Raw genomic sequence first — 19,596 nt, forward strand, 5'->3', positions numbered from 1 at the left:
GACAGCGCCGTCACCAGGGCATCCACCAGGCGGCCGGGCCGTCGGCTGAGGCTGAGCGCGGTCGGCCACGCCATCCTCTGCGGAGCACGCCCTGGTCCGCGGAATCAGCCCGGACAGGTGGACCAGGGCGTGCTCCGCAGAAGATGGCGTGCCTGGCATGTGGCCGCAGGCAGTTTGCCGCTCATCCTCTCGCGATCCGTCGTGACAGCACGTCCACGGAACGAGCACCATCGGGAGGTCCGCTACCGGTACCGTGGTCGCCCACCCGACGCTGAGGGGCTCACATGGCACAGCTCGATCGCCGCACATTTCTGGCAGGCGCTGCCGTCGTCGCGTTCGACCCGGTGACATCGCACTGGCTCACCAGCTTCCCGGAGAACACCGCGGCGATCCAGATCCCGCACCTCGACGGCGAGCTGGTCACGGACGAGCAGTCCCTCGACGAGGCGGCCACCGACTACGGGCACCTGGCCCGCCGGCGCCCCCGCGCGGTGCTCCGGCCGGGTTCCGTCCGCGACGTCGTCACGGTGGTGCGTTTCGCGAACGAGCACGGCCTCACGATCGCCGCGCGCGGCCAGGGCCACTCGACGTTCGGCCAGGCGCAGACCGACGGCGGCGTCGTGATCGACTTCCGCACGCTCGCCACGATCCACGAGATTGCGCCCGACCGCGCGGTGGTCGACGCCGGTGTGCAGTGGCTCGAGCTGGTCCGTGCGACCCTGGCCGAGGGTGTCGCGCCGCCCGTCAGCACGGACTACCTCGGCCTTTCGGTGGGTGGCACCCTGTGCGTCGGTGGCATCGGCGGCGCCTCCCAGCACTTCGGCCTGCTCGTGGACAACACGATCGAGCTGGAGGTCGTCACCGGCGAGGGGCGGCTCGTGACCTGCTCGGCCGACCACGAGCGCGACCTGTTCGAGGCGGTGCTCGGCGGGCTGGGCCAGTTCGCCGTCATCGTGCGGGCGACCGTCCGCCTCGTCCCCGCCCCCGCCATGGCCCGCGTGTACACGCTGACCTACCCGGAGGTCACCGACCTGACCGCCGCCCAGCGCACCGTCCTCGCCGACGGCCGGTTCGACTACCTGGAGGGCCAGCTCGTCCCGACGGACGACGACGGCTTCACGTTCGTCCTGGAGGGCGGGGCGTGGTTCACCGGCGAACCGCCGGACGACGACGTCCTGCTGGCCGGCCTCCACCCGTCAGGTGTGGACGTCGCGGACGTCACCTACTTCGAGTGGCTGAACCGCATCTACGAGACCGTCGAGCAGATCGAGGCACTCCGGCTGCCCAGCCCGTGGCTCAACGTCCTCGTGCCGGACGAGGCGACGGACGAGATCGTGACGGAGCTGCTCACGACGCTCACACCGGCCGACGCCGGCGGTGTCGCGCTGCTCTACCCGACCAACGGCTCGCTGATCACGCGGCCCCAGGTGATGGTTCCCCAGGGCCCGGTGTTCTTCCTGCTCGCGCTGCTCCGCGCCGTGAGCCCGCCGGACGACGCCGAGGCGGAGCGCCTCATCGCCGAGAACGACGCGCTGTACGCCCGGGTCCTCGCCGCAGGGGGTACCAGCTATCCCGTCAACGCGCTGCACCTGACCCCGGCCGACTGGCGCGCCCACTTCGGCGACCGCTGGCCCGCCGTGCGCAGAGCCAAGGCCCGGTTCGACCCGCGCCGGGTGCTCACGCCGGGCCAGGGCATCTTCGAGAGCGTCAGCAGAGCTTCTGGTACTCCTTGAGGCCCTCGACGGTCGAGGCGACGTCGAGCTCGATCTCCGCGCCGCTCGCGAGGTCGAGCTCCTCCTGAAGCTGCAGGAACGGCACCCTGATCTGCTCGACCGGAGCCTGGAACTCCTCGGGCACGCGCGACCCGAGCCGCCCGAGCTCCATCGCCATCGCATGCATCTGGTCGGCTGACGTGCCGTCGAGCCCGTCGCTCGCGCCGACGAGCGCCGTGCCGATCCGCTCCTCGAGCGTCTTGTCGCCGTAGACGTACATGGCCGCGCAGGCCTCGTTCGCGTCGAGGGGCGCGTCGGGATCGGGGCGGGCGGAGGCCGTCGCGCTCGCCCCGCTGGACGGCGCCGTGCTCGCCCCGGCGTCCGCCGCACCGTCGCCCGAGCAACCGGTGAGCGCTACGAGGGCGGTGGCGCCCGTGACGAGTGCCGTGCCGACCCGGAGGCGAGCCGAGGCGAAGGTGACAGGTCGGACCATGTCGCACATGAAACCATCCGACGCCGGGAATCCGCGCATCCACCGGGTTTCGCGCGGATGACCGACACGGCCCCCTCGGGGCCTGGCGGTGAACTGTCCCGGAACACTCCCGGAAGATCGCGCGCAGGCCCTGGGAAGCAGTGGGTCGTCGGCCTAGCGTGGCGGTAGAACCGCAGACCCGGAGGTCAGCATGACCGTCGCTCGTCCAGCAGTCATCGCGCACCGCGGGTACTCCGCGGTAGCCCCGCAGAACACGCTCGCCGCGGTCGAGGCCGCGTGTCGCGCGGGCGCGGACGCCGTGGAGATCGATCTTCAGCCCACCGCCGACGGCGTGGGCGCCGTGATCCACGACGAGACCGTCGACGCCACGACCGACGGCACGGGCAAGGTCTCCGCCCTGACGTCGGACGAGGTGCTCGGCCTGGACGCGGGCTCCCGCTTCGCCCCGGCGTTCTCCGGTCAGCACGTGCCCACGCTCTCGGACGTGCTCGCCGTGCTCGCCCGGCACCCGGAGACGGACCTGCTGCTCGAGCTCAAGGGGTCGTGGAACGTCGAGCAGGTCGAGCGCGTGGCCACCACGATCGCCTCGGCACGGTTCGACCAGCGGGTGCTGGTGCAGAGCTTCTGGCCGGGCACCGTGGCCACGGTGCGCGACGTCGCTCCCCACCTGCCCGGCGGTCTGCTCGTCTCGTTCGACCCGCCCGGCCTGCTGCGCCTGTGCGAGCGTCTGCGCGTCGTCGCGTGCAACCCGTCGGTCGCCACGGTCGCGGGCAGCCCGCGGCTGGTGTCGCGCCTGCACGCCGCCGGCCTGCGGGTCATGTCCTGGACGGCGAACGATCCGGCGGCGTGGACCACGCTCGTCTCGGCCGACGACGGCACGGGCGTCGACGCCGTCATCACCGACCGGCCGGAGCGGCTCGCCGGCTGGCTCACCGGCCGGACCGACCATCCGGTGGCCCCGGCGGTGCCGAGCCGCGGCGGGATCCGCCTGCGCCGGCGTCGCGTGCCGGCACAGCGCGTCGTCGCGGGCACCGCCTGACCGCTATGTGCGGTGCAGCCAGCCGTGCAGGCGGCGGGTCACCCACGGCAGCACCCAGTACGCCATGATCGGCGTCAGGATCAGCGTGGAGATCAGCACCTTGAGCACGAGCGACACGTCGCCCCAGCCGGGGACCAGATTGGTGAACAGGGCGGTGAACAGCAGGTTCACCGGAAAGAACCCGAGCCAGATGCTCGTCGCCTGCTTCCACCGGGGCGGCACCACGGCGGCCGCGACGTCGGCGGGCTCGTCGGTGCGGGACGGGTCGTCGAACCAGCCCTCGATGCCCGTGCGCTGCTGGTAGCGCAGCTCCTCGACGAGCCCTGTGCCCTGCGCCAGCCACTCGCGGCGCTCGGCGGACTGCTCCCAGGCGGCGAGCCGGTCCGCGTCGGCGAAGCGGTACAGCATGTGCCAGTCGCGTGACCCCTCGGCGGCGCGGATCCAGCCGGAGCCGAGAAACCCGTCCCAGCGGTTGGCGAGGTTGACGCCCGACTGCACCCACGCGGTGACCTCGGGGATGTGCTCGGGACGGACGATGCGATGGATGGACACGGTGACGGACTGTCCGGCGGGGGTGGGCACGGATCCGTTCGCGGCCTGGTCGTGTTGGGCCATGCTCGAAGTCTCACGCATGGCCTCCCGGCCCTCAATGTGAGCGCGCACACCCCAGGTTGTCGGCCTTTCACCGCTACCCCACAGTCTGGTCCCAGTAATTGTGAGGCACGCCTCCGCGAAGGGGGTTCCGCAACTCTTGGACGGACGTTCAACATTGAATATTGCCGCAGAGAACCATCCCCCTGGGCCTTCGCGCCCGTTCTCTGCGGCAATCGCCATGACCTCCGCGACACGTCGCGCGCCGTGGCCTGACCGCAGCCGGCGCATGCCGTCACCGCCCGAGCGAGGGAACCAGCCCTCACGGTGGCGCCCTGCCCAGCCGCAGAACGGAAGCTCAGCGTGCCCCAGACGCCGAACCCCGTCGCGCCCCGCACGGCGCGCCCTGTCCCTGCCCCCGAGTGTCAGGATCGTCCTTGACGCGCAGCGACCACGCACTGACCCCCCGTCGTACGCGACGCCCGGGTACGCGCGGAGCGCACGCCGCCGTCGCACGGCACGTTCCCCACCCCCTGGCGCGTCGCTCGTCCTTTGCGATCGCCGCTGCCCTGACCTCGGTAGCCCTCACCACCACTGCGACGGTCGGCGTCGCGGGGAACGGCGGCAGCGCCGCCGGCTCCCCGGGCACGGCGGCCGCCGCCGAACGCGCCGGGCAGCCCGCCGGCGTGGTCGTCGGCAGTGCGGTCGTGACCGACCCGGAGGTGCGGTCAGCCTCCGAGAAGGCGGACGCGGTACTCACCGACGCCGACTACGTGACGCGCGAGGGCGACCTCGGCCCCAAGGGCCGCAAGCGGGTCCAGGCGATGGCTCGCGACCTGCGCGCCCTGCTGGAAGAGGCGCACGACGCCGCTACCACCGCCGGCGTCCGACCGGCTGCTGCTGCCGCCTCCCGCACCACCGAGCGTTCTCCGCTGGGCGAGCGTGCGGCCGAGGGCGAGGAGAAGCGCGGCGAGGAGAAGGCAACCACGAAGGACGCCGCTCAGCCGGCAGCGCAGGCCGCTGCCACCAAGCCGACCAACCTGGCCGACGCCGCGACGGGCGGCATCGTGGCCAGCGGGCAGGACACCACGGACCTGCCGATCCTCGACACCCCCCTCGCCGAGTCGGTCGACGCGACCGCCGACGCGAAGAGGGCGGACGCCGCCGAGGCCGAGGCGGGCTCCACGGCCGACGCGAAGGCGTCCGCGACGGAGGCGCCGTCGGCGGCCGACATCGAGAAGGTGACGACGTCGCTCCAGCGGCTCATCACCAAGGCCGACGGCGACGCCGTCGTGTCCGTCAAGGCAGGCCCGACGCCCGAGGAGATCGCCGCGGCCAAGAAGGCTGCCCAGGAGCGGCGCGAAGCCCGAGCGGCACGCGCCGCCGAGCGTGAGGCCAGGGAGGCTGCCGCCGCCCGGGCCGCACAGGCGAAGGAGATGGCCCAGGCCGCCAAGAGCTACGGCAACGGTCAGATCCCGTCGAGCGTGCTCTGCGAGCTCAGCTGGGCCGGGAACGAGCAGCTGCGGTGCGACGCCGCGGCGGCGCTCGAGGACCTGAACGGCGCGTTCCGCGCGACGTTCGGGCGCAACCTCGCCCTGACCGACGGGTACCGCTCCTATGCGGAGCAGGTGACGGTCGCGGCCACCAAGGGTGGCCTGGCCGCCGTGCCCGGCACCTCGAACCACGGGCTGGGACAGGCGGTCGACCTGTCGGGCGGCATCGAGTCGTTCGGCACCGCCGAGCACGCCTGGATGGTCGCCAACGCCGGGAAGTACGGCTGGAAGCTGCCGGGCTGGGCCCAGGCCGGCGGCAGCAAGCCGGAGGCCTGGCACTGGGAGTACGGCACCTCGTACTGACAACCGTGCCGTGCGGCCGGCCTCGTGAAGCGCTGCTTCGCGGGGCCGGCCTCGTCATGCCCAGCCGAGCTCGTGCAAGCGGTCGTCGTCGATCCCGAAGTGGTGGGCGATCTCGTGGACCACGGTCACCGCCACCTCCTCGACCACGTCGTCGCGGGTCTCGCAGAACGCGAGCGTCGGGTTACGGAAGATGGTGATGCGGTCCGGTAGCGCACCAGCGGCCCACATGTGGTCGCGCTCGGTGAGCGGAACACCCTCGTAGAGTCCGAGCAGGTCCGGGTCGTCCGCCGGCGCGTCGTCCTCGACGAGCACCACCACGTTGTCCATCTGCGCCGCGAGGTCGGCCGGAACGAGGTCCAGCCCCTCGCTGACAGCCATCTCGAAGTCCTCGCGTGTCATGTCCACCACGCGCCCATCATCCCTGACGCGTGCCCGACGGGGACTGTCGCGCAGCCCACTCCTCGGACTGTCCAGCACAGGCCCGAACCGTCTGTAGACTTGCCAGGTCCCAGCCCCCATCGTCTAGCGGCCTAGGACCCCGCCCTTTCACGGCGGTAGCACGGGTTCGAATCCCGTTGGGGGTACGAAGGGGCTCGCCAGAGCCAGGTTTCAACCGTTGTGAGGCAGATCATCCCGTCGGAGTCCGAATCTGATTTCAGATTCGGGTCCGGGATGGGTTAGGGTTCTCACGGTTCGGAACGAGCCCCCCGGTCGCGGGTAGCGTCCAAGGCCCTGTAGCGCAGCTGGTTAGCGCGCCGCCCTGTCACGGCGGAGGTCGCGGGTTCAAGTCCCGTCAGGGTCGCGCGAGAGGCGCCCGGATGGTCGGTCTCGACTGTCCGGGCGTTCACGCTAGGGCTCTGTAGCTCAGTTGGTAGAGCGTTCGACTGAAAATCGAAAGGTCACCGGATCGACGCCGGTCGGAGCCACAGCAAAAGATCGCAGGATCCAGCGATCTCGATGGGCCGCACTTCTTCGGAAGTGCGGCCCATCGGCGTTTCTGGAACCCGAGGCCGGCCTGGGAACAGCGCGCTCGCAGTCGCCGGCAACGTCACCTTCAGGCACCACCCGAGGCAATTCTTTCCAGCATTTGCGCATTCACGAACGCTCCCCGCCAGCCCATTTCCTCGGGGCCACGCCGCGCCAGGAATTGCCCCATGCGCTCTTGCACTGTTGAGTTGTCTTCAGCGGCGCAGGCCGAACCGGCGGTACGGGAGGGCACATGATCGAGGACGTGAAGATCGACAGCCAGACGGGGGCGCCACGCGCCACCCCGGCCGGCACGCCGGGAACCGAGAAGCCCGCCTCACTGGGCAAGCTCGTCGAGCAGATCTCCGAGCAGGCGTCTCGGCTCGTGCGCGCGGAGATCGCGCTCGCCAAGGCCGAGCTCAGCGAGAAGGCGAAGAAGTCCGGCATCGGCATCGGGCTGCTCGTCTTCGCGCTGCTGATCCTTGCCTATGCCGCGGGCGTGCTGCTCCTGGCGGCCGTGTACGGCCTGGGGACGGTGTGGCCCCTCTGGCTGTCCGCGCTCGCCATCGGCGGCTTCATGCTGCTCGTCACGGCCGTCCTCGCCCTGGTGGGCGTACAGCTGCTGAAGAAGGGCACCACCAAGCCGGAGAGCGTCCAGCGCGTGAAGGACGACATCACGTCGATCAAGGAGGGAATGCACCGATGAGCACTCCGACACCGCCACCCAGCAGCCGCGAGCTCGAGGCCGAGGTGCTCCGTACCCGTGCGGACCTCGCGGCGGCCATCGACGAGCTGACCACCCGACTGAACCCGAGCTACCAGGCGTCCCGCATCGCGCACGAGGCCAAGCAGGCGGCGAGCGACGCCGGCGCGATGGCAGCAGGCGCTTTCGGCAACAAGAACGGCCCGGCGCAAGATCCGCGCCGGGCCCGCAACGCCAAAGTCCTGATAGGAGCCACGCTCGGTCTCGTGGTCCTCGGTACGGCTGTTGCCGTGACCGCTGTACTCAGGCGCGCGCGGGGCTGAGCTGGGGGGCAGCACCCGGCGCGCCTTCGTCCTACTTGCCGACCAATCCGTCAACGACGTCCGACTTAGTTGTCAGAGTCGCCCGAGCTGTCCGCTGCCGCACCGAGCAGCGCCCGAACCTCGGACTCCTTGTAGCGGCGGTGACCGCCAAGTGTCCGGATCGACGAGAGCTTTCCCGCTTTTGCCCAACGCGTTACTGTCTTTGGGTCAACACGGAACAAGCTCGCTACCTCGGCAGGCGTGAGCAGGACCTCGGATTCTCCGTGGATGGACATCCCCGCACCTCCTCCGGAACGGTGCCGGCCTGGCCGTACCAGGCGGTTGACGACACCCGCTCTTGCACCATTGTTAGCAGCAAACGGGATTTAGGCGACTTGGGGACGCGGTTTATTTCCTCACTTTCTCCGCTGCTCGCCACGCCCGCCCGTTTCGGGCGAGTCTCGGACACGTGCGACACGCCGACCGCGCTCTTCTCGCCCGGGCCGGTGGTGGCCACGACACATCCTCCGCGCGTGGACAGCGGAGCTCCGCGCATCGGCCAGGAGTCGGCAAAGGCGCCGGGGATACCTGCCCCGGACAGGCGAGCCACGCGGTCGAACCGCTGCAGGAGTCGCCGGCCGAGGCGCGGCGACGCCCTTGTGATGGCAAACTGGTCGCCAGGTTACAACCAAGGGCCTGGCCGTGTCCGCATGTGGTGACGAACTTCGACCGATCCGAATGTCACATCAGAGGATGGGACGAATCACGCTCACGGACTGGAAGAAACGCCGTACCAGCATGTAACGTTGGAACCTGGACAGACGAAACGCTACGGGGCCGCACGTCCATGCACGGTGCCGCCCCGCTCCTACGTTGAGGGGGTCGGAGCCATGGGCCGCGGCCGTCAGAAGGCAAAGCAGACCAAGGTTGCTCGCGCGCTGAAGTACTACAGCCCGGACACCAATTATCACGCCCTCGAGCAGGAGCTCAGCGGGGACTCTCACACAGATGTGGCGACAGAGTCGCGGTGGGAATCCCCGGAGGACGAGGAGTACGACAACAGGTACTCCGACTGGGCAGAGCAGGACGGCAACACGCGCTGAGGGTGCCGGCGCGTTTGCGCCGGCCCCGCGCCCGGCTCTCGGCCGGGCCCTGCCACCGCGTCAGCGGTAGTCGTTCACCAGCCTGACCGCACCACCAGACACACCCTTCGTGCCTGCGACGAGGTTCTCCTGCGCCGTCGCCACGTCCAGGGTGTCGACACTCCCCAACGTCCACGCGGGCACGCCCAGCGCGGACAGTCGGGCGAGTGCCGCGTCTGCGCCGTCGGCGCCCACCACGGCGACCATGCCCACGCCGAGGTTCAGCGTGTTCTCCAGGTCGCGGTCGGGTACGCCGCCCAGGTCACGCACCATGCGGAACACGGCAGGCATCTCCCAGGACGCCCGGTCGACCGTGGCCACGAGCCCCGGGGGCAGCACCCGAGCCAGGTTCGCGGCGAGCCCGCCACCGGTCACGTGGGTGAACGCGTGCACCTGGGCCGCGTCGTCGGCGGCCAGAGCGAGGCAGTCGGCAGCATAGACCCGGGTGGGCTCCAGCAGCTCGTCGCCCAGCGCCCGTCCGAGGTCGTCCACGTGCCGGTCCAGGGCCCAGCCCGCGTGCTTGATCACGGCGCGCACCAGGGAGTAACCGTTCGAGTGCAGCCCGCTGGACGCCATGGCGATCAGCACGTCACCGGGCCGCACCCGGTCCGGGCCCAGCACCTTGTCGGCCTCCACGATGCCCGTCGCGGCGCCGGCCACGTCGTACTCGTCCGGCTCCAGCAGGCCGGGGTGCTCGGCCGTCTCGCCGCCCACGAGGGCGGTGTCCGCCACCTCGCAGGCCTGCGCGATGCCGCGCACGATGTCCGCGATCCGCTCCGGGACCACCTTGCCGGTGGCGATGTAGTCGGTCATGAACAACGGCTTGGCGCCCATCACGACGATGTCGTCCACGACCATGCCGACCAGGTCGAACCCGATGGTGTCGTGCTTGTCCATCGCCTGGGCGATGGCCACCTTGGTGCCGACGCCGTCCGTGGAGGTCGCCAGCAGGGGCGCACGGTAGCCCTTGAAGGCCGACAGGTCGTAGAGGCCGGCGAAGCCGCCCACGCCGCCGAGCACTGCCGGACCCTGCGTGCGGCGCACGGCGTCCTTCATGAGCTCGACGGCCTTGTCGCCCGCCTCGGTATCGACGCCTGCGGCGGCGTACGTCAGGCCTTCGGATGTCACGGGTGCTCCAGGGAGTGGTCGGTGCTGGTGCAGCAGGGTGCGGTCACGGGTGGTCGAGGGCGGTGGAGCCGCCGGAGCTCACGGCGAGCTGCTTGAGCCCGTCCTGCGGCTGGCCGAGCGGCAGCTCGGCCTGCTCGAGGAGGTGCTTGCCCAGCTGGTCGTCCGGGGGCAGCTCGATGGGGTACTTGCCGGTGAAGCAGGCCGCGCACAGCTGCGAGCTGGGCTGCTCGGTCGCGGCGATCATGCCCTCCGTGGTGATGTAGCCGAGGCTGTCGGCGCCGAGCGACTGGCCGATCTCCTCCACCGCCAGGCCGTTCGCGATGAGCTCCGCGCGCGAGGCGAAGTCGATGCCGTAGAAGCAGGGCCACTTCACGGGCGGCGACGAGATGCGCACGTGCACCTCGGCCGCGCCCGCCTCCCGCAGCATGCGGATCAGCGCGCGCTGGGTGTTGCCGCGCACGATCGAGTCGTCCACCACCACGAGGCGCTTGCCCTTGATGACCTCGCGCAGCGGGTTGAGCTTCAGGCGGATGCCGAGCTGTCGCAGCGTGTCGGACGGCTGGATGAAGGTGCGGCCCACATAGGCGTTCTTCGTGAGGCCCTGCCCGAACGGGATACCCGACTCCGCGGCGTAGCCGACGGCGGCCGGCGTACCGGACTCCGGCGTCGGGATCACCAGGTCGGCATCGACGGGGTGCTCGCGCGCCAGCTGGCGGCCCATCTCGACCCGCGCCGCGTGCACCGACCGGCCGTTGATGGTGTTGTCCGGGCGGGCCAGGTAGACGTACTCGAAGACGCAGGCGGCCCGCTCCGTCGGGGCGAACCGCGCGGAACGCATGCCGTCGGCGTCGATGCAGATGAGCTCGCCCGGCTCGACGTCGCGCACGTAGGACGCACCCACGATGTCCAGGGCCGGGGTCTCGCTGGCCACCACCCAGCCGCGGTCGAGGCGACCGAGCACGAGCGGCCGCACACCCTGCGGGTCGCGCGCCGCATAGAGGGTGTTCTCGTCCATGAAGACCAGGGAGAACGCACCGCGCAGACGCGGCAGCACCTCCATCGCCGTCGCCTCGAGCGTGTGGTCCGCGTCACCCGCGAACAGCGCGGTGATCAGTGCCGTGTCGGTGGTGTTGCCGCGCGCGAGCTCACCGCGGCGCTGCGCGCCGTAGCGCTCGGCCACGAGGTTGACGAGCTCCGCCGAGTTGGTCAGGTTGCCGTTGTGGCCGAGGGCCACGGTGCCGGACGCCGTCGCGCCGAGCGTGGGCTGGGCGTTCTCCCAGGTCACGCCACCCGTGGTGGAGTACCGGCAGTGTCCGACGGCGATGTGGCCGGTCAGCGCGTTCAGGGCCGTCTCGTCGAAGACCTGGGAGACGAGTCCCATGTCCTTGTAGACGAGGATCTGCTCACCGTTGCTGGTGGCGATGCCCGCGGACTCCTGCCCGCGGTGCTGTAGGGCGTACAGACCGAAGTACGCGAGCTTGGCGACCTCTTCGCCGGGTGCCCAGACCCCGAAGACGCCACATGCGTCCTGGGGGCCCTTCTCGCCGGGCATGAGGTCGTGGTTGAGTCGGCCATCTCCGCGCAGAGGCATGTTCCGAGTATCCCATGCGACCGGATCGACGGTGTCAGCCCGGTCTGTGACCTCCGCGTCAGCGGCCGCGCAGGCTCCGGCGGTCCGCGATCACCGCGAACAGGCCGGCCAGCAGGGTGGTCACCATGGTGACGAACGCGGTCAGCACCGTCACGTACACGCCGGACTTCATCATGCCGGCGCCCGCCGGCGAGTTCACGAGGTAGAGCGACAGCGCCAGCCCGAGGACGATCCCGACCAGCGCGCCCGTCCAGAAGAACGCCTTGTACCGCGGGGCCCTGCGCACGGTCGTCGGGTCGATGACGGCACGCACCTCCACGTCGTCGGAGGAGTCGCTCGATGCCTGGGTTTCACTCACGAAACCCAGGGTACGCGCCGCCCCGGGCCGGGAGAGAACCCGGGGAAGCAGAACCGCGGCGCACCCGTCGACGGGTGCGCCGCGGTTCTCCGTCGCCGCGGTCTAGCTCGGTGACAGGATCACTCGACGATCCGCCAGGCGCTGCGCTTACCGCTCAGGCCGGGGACCTGGAGGATCGTCGGCCGGACGGCCACGTAGACCTCGCCCCGGTACGAGACGGTGTCGCCCCACCAGTACAGCCTCCAGGGCTGCCACGCGGGAGCCTCGGGCTCCTGGGGAGCCGCCTCCTCGACGGTCACGGGCAGCCGTACCGTCGTACCCGACGGCGCGGCCTGCACCAGGAACTGGTACGCGCCCGGCGCCGTGTCGGCCGGCACGGTGACCGTGGCCGACGTCGCGCCGTCGGCCACGGTGCCCGTGCCGAGGGAGACGCCGTCGGCCGCCGCGCCCCCGGTCGGGACCAGGAAGGTCTCGACTGTCGTGTTCCGCGGCGCGCCCTGCGACGTGAGGTCCAGACCCGACAGGCCCACCTCGGTCGAGGCACCCGCCTCGACGGTGCCGGGCAGCGCCTCGGCCACGGTGCGCGTACGAGCGAAGCTCGGCGTGATCGGTGACGCGGCCTTGAGGTAGTCGATCCAGGCCTCGCGGTCCACCAGACCGGAGTCGCGACCGTCGGTGCCCTCGGCGAAGGCCCGGAAGTTGTCACCACCCGAGATCAGGAACGAGAACGTCGCGATGCGGTACTCGGCGGCCGGGTCCACCGGCACGCCGTCGACGGTGATCGACGAGACGTTGTCGCCGGGTGTCGCGTTCGGGTCGGCCGTGGCCACGGTGTAGGACACGTTGTCGGACAGGCCCAGTGCCAGGTACGGGCGCGAGGGCCGGTTACCGTCGGCGTCGGTCTGCCACTGCTCCTCGAGCAGTGTGTCGAGCTGCGCGCCCGTCAGCGTGATCGTCCACAGGTTGTTGACGAACGGCAGCACGGCGTTGGCCTCGGCATAGGTGATGACGCCGTCCTCTCCGTGGTAGAGCTCGTTGCGCAGGCCACCGGGGTTCACGACGCCGATGTCGGCGCCGCCCCGCTCGTCGCTCGCGAGCGAGTCGCGCAGCGAGTTCGCCACGAGGTTCCCCAGCGCCGACTCCGACGCGCGGTCGTCGCGGTTGCCGCCGGTGTAGACGCCGTCCGTGTAGCTGCCGCCCGAGAACGCCGTCGTCACGTCGGCGGTCACCTCGCCGATCGGCTGCGCGCCGATCTTCTCGGCCTCGGTCAGCGCGGCCGACACGATCGAGTCGACCTCGGCGACCGCCGGGTAGGTCTCGATGAGCTCGGCGGCCGGGGTCTCGGTGCGCTGCACGTTCTCCACGGCGTAGTCCGTGACCTCGAACGACTCCGTGTCTACCGTGAGCGAGACGTGGCCGAGGAACTCCCCGTAGTTGCCGGTCTGGACGATCGGCCGGGTCTCCCCCTCCGCGCCGGGGACGGGGGCGTCCCACGCGTACTGCTTGTGCGTGTGGCCGGTGAAGATGGCCGCGACGCGCGGGTCGGTGTTCTGCACCAGGTCGGCGAACGGGCCGCCGGCGGCGACCTCCTCCTCCAGCGAGGTACCGTCCGGAGTGCCGGCGCCGGCGCCGTCGTGCGCCAGAGCCACCACCAGGTCGGCCTCGCCGTTCGCGGCGTCGCCGTCGAGCAGCTCGTCGGTGACGCGGTTGACCGCGTCCACCGGGTCGCCGAACTCGAGGCCCTCGATACCCGACGGTGTGACCAGCGTGGGCGTCTCCTGCGTGACCACGCCGACGAAGCCGACGTCGACGCCGTCCACGGGCACCACCTGGTACTCGGGCAGTGCCGCCTCACCGGTGGCCTGGTCGTAGACGTTGGCGCCCAGGTGGTCCCAGTCGGCGGCGTCGGTGACGCGGCCCGTGAGGTCGGCCATGCCCTGGTCGAACTCGTGGTTGCCCACCGCCGAGGTCTTCAGGCCCAGCGCGTTCAGCACGTCGATGGTCGGCTGGTCCTGCTGCAGCGCGGACGCGAACAGCGAGGCGCCGATGTTGTCCCCGGCCGAGACGAAGGCGGTGCCGTCAGGGTTCTGCGCCCGCAGCTCCTCCACGGTGCCCGCGAAGTTCACCGTGTTCTCGTCGATGCGGCCGTGGAAGTCGTTGATCGCCACGAGATCGAGGTCCACCGAGCCGGGATCCGTGGCCGCCCCACCGAGGTCCAGACCGACCAGGACGGGGTCGTGGTCGGACGACCGGAACGGGGTCTCGTCGTAGAGGATCGACGCGTTGTAGTTGTGCCGGCTGTACTCGTTCGCGATCGGCTCGTACGCGTTGATGTTCCAGATGTCGGTGCCGGTCACCAGCCCCGCCGCGGCGGGGGAGGCCAGCACGTGGTCGAGCGAGCCGACCATGCCGCCGAAGTTGTAGGAGTACTCCCCCGTGGCCGCGCCGAGGTCCGCATAGCCGGCGTCGGTGAGGACCTTGATGGGGTCCTCCTGCTCGTACGCGTTGAAGTCGCCCACCAGCAGGACGTTCTCGGTACCCGCCGCAGCGGCCTGCGCCTCGGCGAAGCTCACGAGCGCGGTCGCCTGCCGGGTACGGGACTCGTTCGAGGAGCCCTGGCCGTCGCCCTGGTCGGGGTCGCCCGGCCACGGGCCGGCAGAGCCCTTCGACTTGAAGTGGTTGGCGATCACGACGACGTCGTCACCGGCCCCGGCGTCCCCGCCGGCGGGCTGGAACGTCTGGGCGAGAGGCTGACGGGCGTTCTGGAACGCCTCGTCCCCGACCAGGATCGTCGAGTCGCCCACCGGCTCGGCAGTGGCGGTCCGGTAGATGAAGGCGTTGCGGATGACGTCCTCCGCCTCGGGCACCTCGGCGGGCGAGGCCGCGTAGGCCCACGTGTCCGCGCCCTCCGCGGCGTTCAGGGCGTCCACGAGGTCGCTCAGCGCCTGGTCGCGGGAGCCGCCGAACGCGGCGGTGTTCTCGATCTCCAGCAGGGCCACCACGTCGGCGTCGAGCGCCGAGATCGCGGCGACGATCTTGACCTGCTGGCGCTGCAGGTCCTCCTCCTCGGCCGCGCCGCGCGCGTCGCAGCCGCCGCGGACCGTCACGGGGTCGCCGTCGCGGTCGGTGTAGTAGGTGCAGCCCGTGAGCTCGTCACCCGTGGTGCTGAAGTAGTTCAGCACGTTGAACGTGGCGACGCTCAGGTCGCCACCCACCTCGGCGGGTGCGTCCTCGCGCGTGTTCTCGAACGTGGCCGGCTGGACCGTCTCCGCGACGTCGGGGGTCAGGTGCGTCAGCGGCTGGAAGCCCCATGCGTCGTAGCGGTAGTCCAGGACCACCGGCGTGGTGAACGTGACCGCGGCGCCCACGCGCAGCGGCTCACCGCCGGTCAGGTACGGCAAGGGCTTGGACTTGTTCGCCGTCGAGTTGTAGTTGAGCGACGACCCGTCGTCGAGCAGGACCGCGCGTGCCGCGTTGTCCGCGATCTGCGCGTCGTACTCCGCCGAGAGCGGCCGTCCGGCGGTGGTGGGCTGCACCAGCGGGCCGTCACCGGCCGCCAGCCCCACGGAGCCGTAGTAGTTGGTGTCGTAGTTGTCCGTCACCGTGAAGTCGCCCTGCGGCGCGAGGAGCATGCCCTCGAGCGCCTCCCGCTCCGCGGCGGTGGCCGGCCAGGTGGTCTCCGTCGGCGTGACCGTCGCGGGCTCGTCCAGGACGGTCCAGCCGCCCGACGACGGGGTGAGCTCGGTCAGTCCGTTGTACTCGGAGACGGCGCCGGTCACCTCCACGTGGTCGCCGGCCGACAGGTCCGCCGCGGCCGCCGCCGAGAACACGAAGACACCGTCCGACGCGCCTGGCGTCGGGTCCTCGCCGCCGCCCGTGCCTGCGGTCTGCAGGTACAGGCCGTCGAACCCGCCCGTCGCGTAGACGGCGGTGACGACGCCACGGGTGGTCACCGTCTCGCCCACGAGCGGCGAGGTGTCGCCCGTGCCCTGGATCTCGGCGATCGGGGTGACCTCGCCGGGCTCGGTCGGCTCCGACGGCGTGGGCTCCGGCTCGGGCTCGGAGCCCTCGCTACCGGTGGGGGTCACCTCTGTGGTGAACACGAAGTCCGCCGAGTTGTCGCCCGTGTCGCCGGTGCGCTCCAGCGACCCGACCACGCCGGTGCCCCGGCCTGCCGGGGCCGGAGCGGTCTCGAACGTGTCGGCGGTGCCGTAGCCGAGCAGGTCGACGACGCCCGTGGCACCCTCGACCGGCACCGTGCCCTTGGCGGGTGTGACCGCGGTGGTCTGTGACGCGAGCGCGACCACGCCGGCCGTACCGCTCGGGTTGAGGCTGCCGACGGCGTCGGGAGCGGGCAGCGGCTCGCCGTTGGCGGCGTTCGAGCCGCCCTGCACCAGGTAGTGGCCACCGGCGGCGATGGTGCCGCTCAGCGCGGTGACCCCGGAGAACGACGAGCCCGTCGCGGACTTGTACTGGACCGACCAGCCGTCGACGCTGACGGGCTCGTCGGTCGGGTTGTACAGCTCCACGAACTTGTTCCGGTACGGCTGGCCGGAGCTGCCACCGACGAGGTAGGCCTCGCTGATGACGACGTGCCCGGAGTCCGGGCCGTCCTCGGCGGCCGCGGGCGCGGCGAAGGCCGCTGTGGCGGGCACGACGAGCGCCGCGGAGAGAGTAGCCGCGATCGCGGCCCTCCCACGGTGTCGGGGGTGCGGTCGCGGGGACCGGAGCGTGGTGGGTCTCACGCTGACTCCTTCTGCAATAGCCGACCGTGGGCCGGGGTGGAGTGCACTGCTGGACGTCTTGTTCGGCGGCATCGCTGCGGCCGGGACGCGCATCGGTTGCGCAGGCGGTCCGGCACGAGCCGCACCAACCAATCACTGCCTCGTGAACCAGCGGTTACAGCCGGGCACCCGCCGGGAGAACTGGCGTCCCCGCACCGGGTGAACCTGCCCGCAGCCGAGCCACGAGACCGACGCCGAGGCTAGCGGGTGTCGGTGACGTCCGTGACCCGGCACACGCCGTCGGGTGCCCGGTTCACCCTGGTACGACCGGGCTCCTACTCGCCACGGGCTCCGGACGCCGCCCGGCGTCCCGCCGTCAGCGGCAGCAGGTGGGAGATGTCGGAACGCTCGCCCGAAGCGCGCACCCGCCCGTCCGCGACGGCGTCCGCCCAGGTCACAGCGCCGGTGGCCAGACCGAGCCAGGTGTCGGGATCGGTCTCGACCACGTTCGGCGGCGTCCCGCGCGTGTGCCGCGGCCCGGCCACGGCCTGGACGGCGCCGGACGGCGGTACGCGCACCTCCACGGAGTTGCCGGGAGCATGGTCCGCGAGCTCCTCCAGCGTGTACCGGACGGCGGTGGTCACGTCCCGCCGCTCCGCCTCGCCCCGTACCCATGCCGCGACCGCGGTGCGCCCGGCCGCGGGGTCCGTCCTGCGCCGCGGGGGCACTACCGCACCGCCAGGACGTCGTGAACTGCGTCGATCATGGAGCCAGTATCGCGGACCGCCGGCTCAGAAGCGGTAGACCTCGGTGGTCTGGCCCTCGACCGCGAGCAGGTCCGCCGCCACCACCATCGGCAGCTCGAGGGAGGCCACGGACGGGTAGTCCGCCACCTGCACGACATCCGGAAGGTGCTCTCGCACCGCGGGCACCGGCTGCGACTGCGGAGCGAGCCGCCGCGGCGAGGCCGCGGGGGTGGCGTGCCGCGGCCACGGTTGTGACAGCGGGACCTCGTCGCGCACCTGTGGCCGCACCGGCCGCCGGACCGGCGGGTAGCCGACGACGCCGTGGTCCAGGTGCTGCGCGGCCGACGGTGACGCGGCGGAGGACCGCGTGTCGCCGTCGGGCAGCGGCTGGGGCTGCGGCCGGGGCTCCGGAGCGGGCGTCGGCGTCGGGCTCGGTTGCGGTGTCGGGCTCGGTTGCGGGCTCGGGCTCGGCTGCGGGCTCGGGCTCGGTTGCGGGCTCGGCCGGGGAGCTGGGTCCGGGCCCGGATGCGGAGCCGGGCCGGGTCGGGGACCGGGCTCCGGGTCGGGCGTCGAGCGCATCCTCCCGTGCGCGGGGACCGGTCCGTCGGTAGTGGGGGTTCCGAAGGGCGCGGGAGCGGCCGCACGGCGCGCCACACCGGCGGCGGAGCGCGGTCCGGCAGTGGATCGGCGCGCGCCGCCGTCACCGGTCGGGCCGGCCGACGCGGCGGCGTCCGCCGGCCGGTCGGCCGGTCGGCTGCCGGGCAGCGTGAACAGGACGCGGCGCTCGGCCACGTTCGCCTCCGCGAGCGTGACCCGCACCTCGTCGCCCAGCGGGAGCCGCGAACCGGTCACCCGCGCGCGGACGGCGGGGTCGCGCAGCACGACCTGACCTCGCTGCTCCGCCTTGGTGTCGTCGTCGATGTCGACCACCACGCCGTGGAACTCCTCGCCGAGACGGTCCGCGAGCAGCGACGCCTCCACGATGTCGACGCACTCGCGCTCGAACGACGAGGCCCTGCGGCCGGTCTCGGCCATCACGGCGGGCAGCGCGGGCAGGGCCTCCAGCACCCACGGCGGTACGGGCGTGCCCGCGGAGATCGCGAGGCAGACCTCGGTCGCGTACCGGTCCACCAGGCGCCGCAGCGGCGCGGTGACGTGCGCGTAGTCGGCGGCGATGGCGGCGTGCCGGGTGTTCTCCGGCGGAGGCACCGGGACGCCGTCGGGTCCGGGCATGCCGAACGCGACGTACCCGGCGCCACGGAACAGCGTGGTCGCCTCGTTCAGGAAGGCCGCGTGCTCGGGGATCCGCGACACGAGCGTCGGCACCAGCCGCGCGTACGGAAGGCTGTCGGGCCAGTCGATGCCGAGCGCACGGGCCGTGCGGTGCAGGCGCGCCACGTCGCGCGGGTCGGCCTCGGGGAGGGTGCGCAGGATGCCGACCCCCGCCTCACGCATGAGGTGGGCCGCCGCGATACCCGTGAGCAGGGAGATCTGCGCGTTCCACTCCTCGACCGGCAGGTTGCGGCGGAACGCCAGGGTGTACGTGCCGTCCTCGCTGCGCTCCACCTCCTGCTCCGGCACCTCCAGCGAGACCCCGCCGCGCGCCAGCTCGAGCGACTGGCGCAGGCGCCCGACGTCGGCCAGCAGCTGCAGGGACTCGCTCGCGGTACCGGCGTCGAGGCCGGACTGCACCTCCGCGTAGGTGAGCCGCTCCCGGCTGCGCACCAGCACCCGCTCGAGCGAGGCGCCGGTGATGATGCCGCGCGCGTCCAGCGTGACCGTCCACAGCACGGCCGGGCGGTCCTGCTCCGGCAGGAGGCTCGCCGCACCCTCCGAGAGGATCTTGGGGTGCAGCGGGGTCCGGGCGTCCGGGCCGTAGACGGTCATGCCGCGCTTGCGCACCTCTGCGTCGACGGCACCGCCCGGCGTCACGAACGCGCCGAGGTCCGCGATCGCGTAGTGCACCACGTAGCCCTCGCCCGACTGCTCCACGTGGACCGCCTGGTCCAGGTCCATGGAGCCGGGCGGGTCGATGGTCACGAACTCGATGTCGCGGCGGTCGGCCCGCCCGGCGGAGAAGTCCTGCTCGGTGGCCCCTCGAGCCTCCTCGAGCACATCTTGCGGGAACATCGCGGGCAGGCCGACCTCGGCGCGGAGCGCCGCGAGGGCACTGCTCACGTCGTCGGGGGCGGCGGGCGCGAGGCGCATCTGACGAGTCGGCACATCTGCGAACATAAGCCGGTTC

Annotated in this window: 16 protein-coding genes and 3 tRNA genes; 9 read left to right on the forward strand and 10 right to left on the reverse strand. The window is 71.7% G+C overall.

Annotated elements, in window-relative coordinates:
* The first annotated feature begins 284 nt into the window (after window positions 1-284).
* Complete coding sequence (locus tag ACYVK7_RS00645; protein WP_460885742.1) at window positions 285-1,733, forward strand: FAD-binding protein; 1,449 nt, start codon at window positions 285-287, stop codon at window positions 1,731-1,733.
* Here ACYVK7_RS00645 and ACYVK7_RS00650 read toward each other — a convergent pair.
* Complete coding sequence (locus tag ACYVK7_RS00650) at window positions 1,708-2,205, reverse strand: hypothetical protein (protein ID WP_460885743.1); 498 nt, start codon at window positions 2,203-2,205, stop codon at window positions 1,708-1,710. The two genes, ACYVK7_RS00645 and ACYVK7_RS00650, sit on opposite strands and share 26 nt — an antisense overlap.
* Window positions 2,206-2,395: 190 nt before the next feature.
* Here ACYVK7_RS00650 and ACYVK7_RS00655 point away from each other — a divergent pair, with 190 nt between their 5' ends.
* Entirely contained in the window at window positions 2,396-3,244 is an 849-nt protein-coding gene (locus ACYVK7_RS00655; RefSeq protein WP_460885744.1) for a glycerophosphodiester phosphodiesterase, read from the forward strand.
* Between the two features lie 3 nt (window positions 3,245-3,247).
* On the opposite strand, the gene ACYVK7_RS00660 is transcribed toward ACYVK7_RS00655, so the two are convergent.
* A complete protein-coding gene (locus ACYVK7_RS00660) occupies window positions 3,248-3,859 on the reverse strand; it encodes an antibiotic biosynthesis monooxygenase (RefSeq protein ID WP_460885745.1) in 612 nt (203 codons plus the stop codon).
* 413 nt (window positions 3,860-4,272) lie between these two features.
* On the opposite strand from ACYVK7_RS00660, the gene ACYVK7_RS00665 reads away from it, so the two are divergent.
* Complete coding sequence (locus tag ACYVK7_RS00665) at window positions 4,273-5,691, forward strand: M15 family metallopeptidase (protein ID WP_460885746.1); 1,419 nt, start codon at window positions 4,273-4,275, stop codon at window positions 5,689-5,691.
* 54 nt (window positions 5,692-5,745) lie between these two features.
* Here the strand turns inward: ACYVK7_RS00665 and ACYVK7_RS00670 are convergent, their stop codons facing one another.
* Window positions 5,746-6,090 (reverse strand): metallopeptidase family protein, encoded by a 345-nt coding sequence (locus ACYVK7_RS00670; protein ID WP_460885965.1) that lies wholly within the window; start codon window positions 6,088-6,090, stop codon window positions 5,746-5,748.
* A gap of 112 nt (window positions 6,091-6,202) precedes the next feature.
* Here ACYVK7_RS00670 and ACYVK7_RS00675 point away from each other — a divergent pair.
* The 5 genes from ACYVK7_RS00675 (at window position 6,203) to ACYVK7_RS00695 (ending at window position 7,683) form a co-directional block, all read left to right on the forward strand.
* A tRNA-Glu gene (locus ACYVK7_RS00675) sits at window positions 6,203-6,275 on the forward strand.
* Between the two features lie 144 nt (window positions 6,276-6,419).
* Window positions 6,420-6,493, forward strand: a tRNA-Asp gene (locus tag ACYVK7_RS00680).
* Between the two features lie 51 nt (window positions 6,494-6,544).
* Window positions 6,545-6,617 (forward strand) — tRNA-Phe (locus tag ACYVK7_RS00685).
* 293 nt (window positions 6,618-6,910) lie between these two features.
* Entirely contained in the window at window positions 6,911-7,363 is a 453-nt protein-coding gene (locus ACYVK7_RS00690; protein WP_460885747.1) for a phage holin family protein, read from the forward strand.
* On the forward strand, window positions 7,360-7,683 hold the full coding sequence (locus ACYVK7_RS00695) for a DUF3618 domain-containing protein (RefSeq protein WP_460885748.1): 324 nt from the start codon (window positions 7,360-7,362) through the stop codon (window positions 7,681-7,683). The genes ACYVK7_RS00690 and ACYVK7_RS00695 overlap by 4 nt, the downstream gene beginning before the upstream one ends.
* Before the next feature lie 65 nt (window positions 7,684-7,748).
* Here the strand turns inward: ACYVK7_RS00695 and ACYVK7_RS00700 are convergent, their stop codons facing one another.
* Complete coding sequence (locus tag ACYVK7_RS00700) at window positions 7,749-7,958, reverse strand: BldC family transcriptional regulator (protein ID WP_108495333.1); 210 nt, start codon at window positions 7,956-7,958, stop codon at window positions 7,749-7,751.
* A 594-nt stretch (window positions 7,959-8,552) separates the two neighbouring features.
* Between ACYVK7_RS00700 and ACYVK7_RS00705 the strand changes: the two genes are divergently transcribed.
* Entirely contained in the window at window positions 8,553-8,765 is a 213-nt protein-coding gene (locus tag ACYVK7_RS00705; RefSeq protein WP_460885749.1) for a DUF3073 domain-containing protein, read from the forward strand.
* 60 nt (window positions 8,766-8,825) lie between these two features.
* On the opposite strand, the gene purM is transcribed toward ACYVK7_RS00705, so the two are convergent.
* From purM to ACYVK7_RS00735, 6 genes are all read right to left on the reverse strand, one after another.
* Entirely contained in the window at window positions 8,826-9,932 is a 1,107-nt protein-coding gene (gene purM / locus ACYVK7_RS00710; RefSeq protein ID WP_460885750.1) for a phosphoribosylformylglycinamidine cyclo-ligase, read from the reverse strand.
* A 43-nt stretch (window positions 9,933-9,975) separates the two neighbouring features.
* Window positions 9,976-11,523, reverse strand: coding sequence for an amidophosphoribosyltransferase (purF, locus tag ACYVK7_RS00715; RefSeq protein ID WP_460885751.1), 1,548 nt, complete (start codon window positions 11,521-11,523; stop codon window positions 9,976-9,978).
* Between the two features lie 58 nt (window positions 11,524-11,581).
* A complete protein-coding gene (locus ACYVK7_RS00720; protein WP_460885752.1) occupies window positions 11,582-11,881 on the reverse strand; it encodes a hypothetical protein in 300 nt (99 codons plus the stop codon).
* Window positions 11,882-12,000: 119 nt separating this feature from the next.
* On the reverse strand, window positions 12,001-16,626 hold the full coding sequence (locus tag ACYVK7_RS00725) for an ExeM/NucH family extracellular endonuclease (RefSeq protein WP_460885753.1): 4,626 nt from the start codon (window positions 16,624-16,626) through the stop codon (window positions 12,001-12,003).
* Window positions 16,627-16,940: 314 nt separating this feature from the next.
* Window positions 16,941-17,333, reverse strand: coding sequence for a sterol carrier family protein (locus ACYVK7_RS00730; protein ID WP_460885754.1), 393 nt, complete (start codon window positions 17,331-17,333; stop codon window positions 16,941-16,943).
* 63 nt (window positions 17,334-17,396) lie between these two features.
* Window positions 17,397-19,574, reverse strand: a complete 2,178-nt coding sequence (locus ACYVK7_RS00735; protein ID WP_460885755.1) for an RNB domain-containing ribonuclease — start codon at window positions 19,572-19,574, stop codon at window positions 17,397-17,399.
* Window positions 19,575-19,596 lie beyond the last annotated feature (22 nt).

This window comes from Promicromonospora xylanilytica (assembly GCF_054782895.1).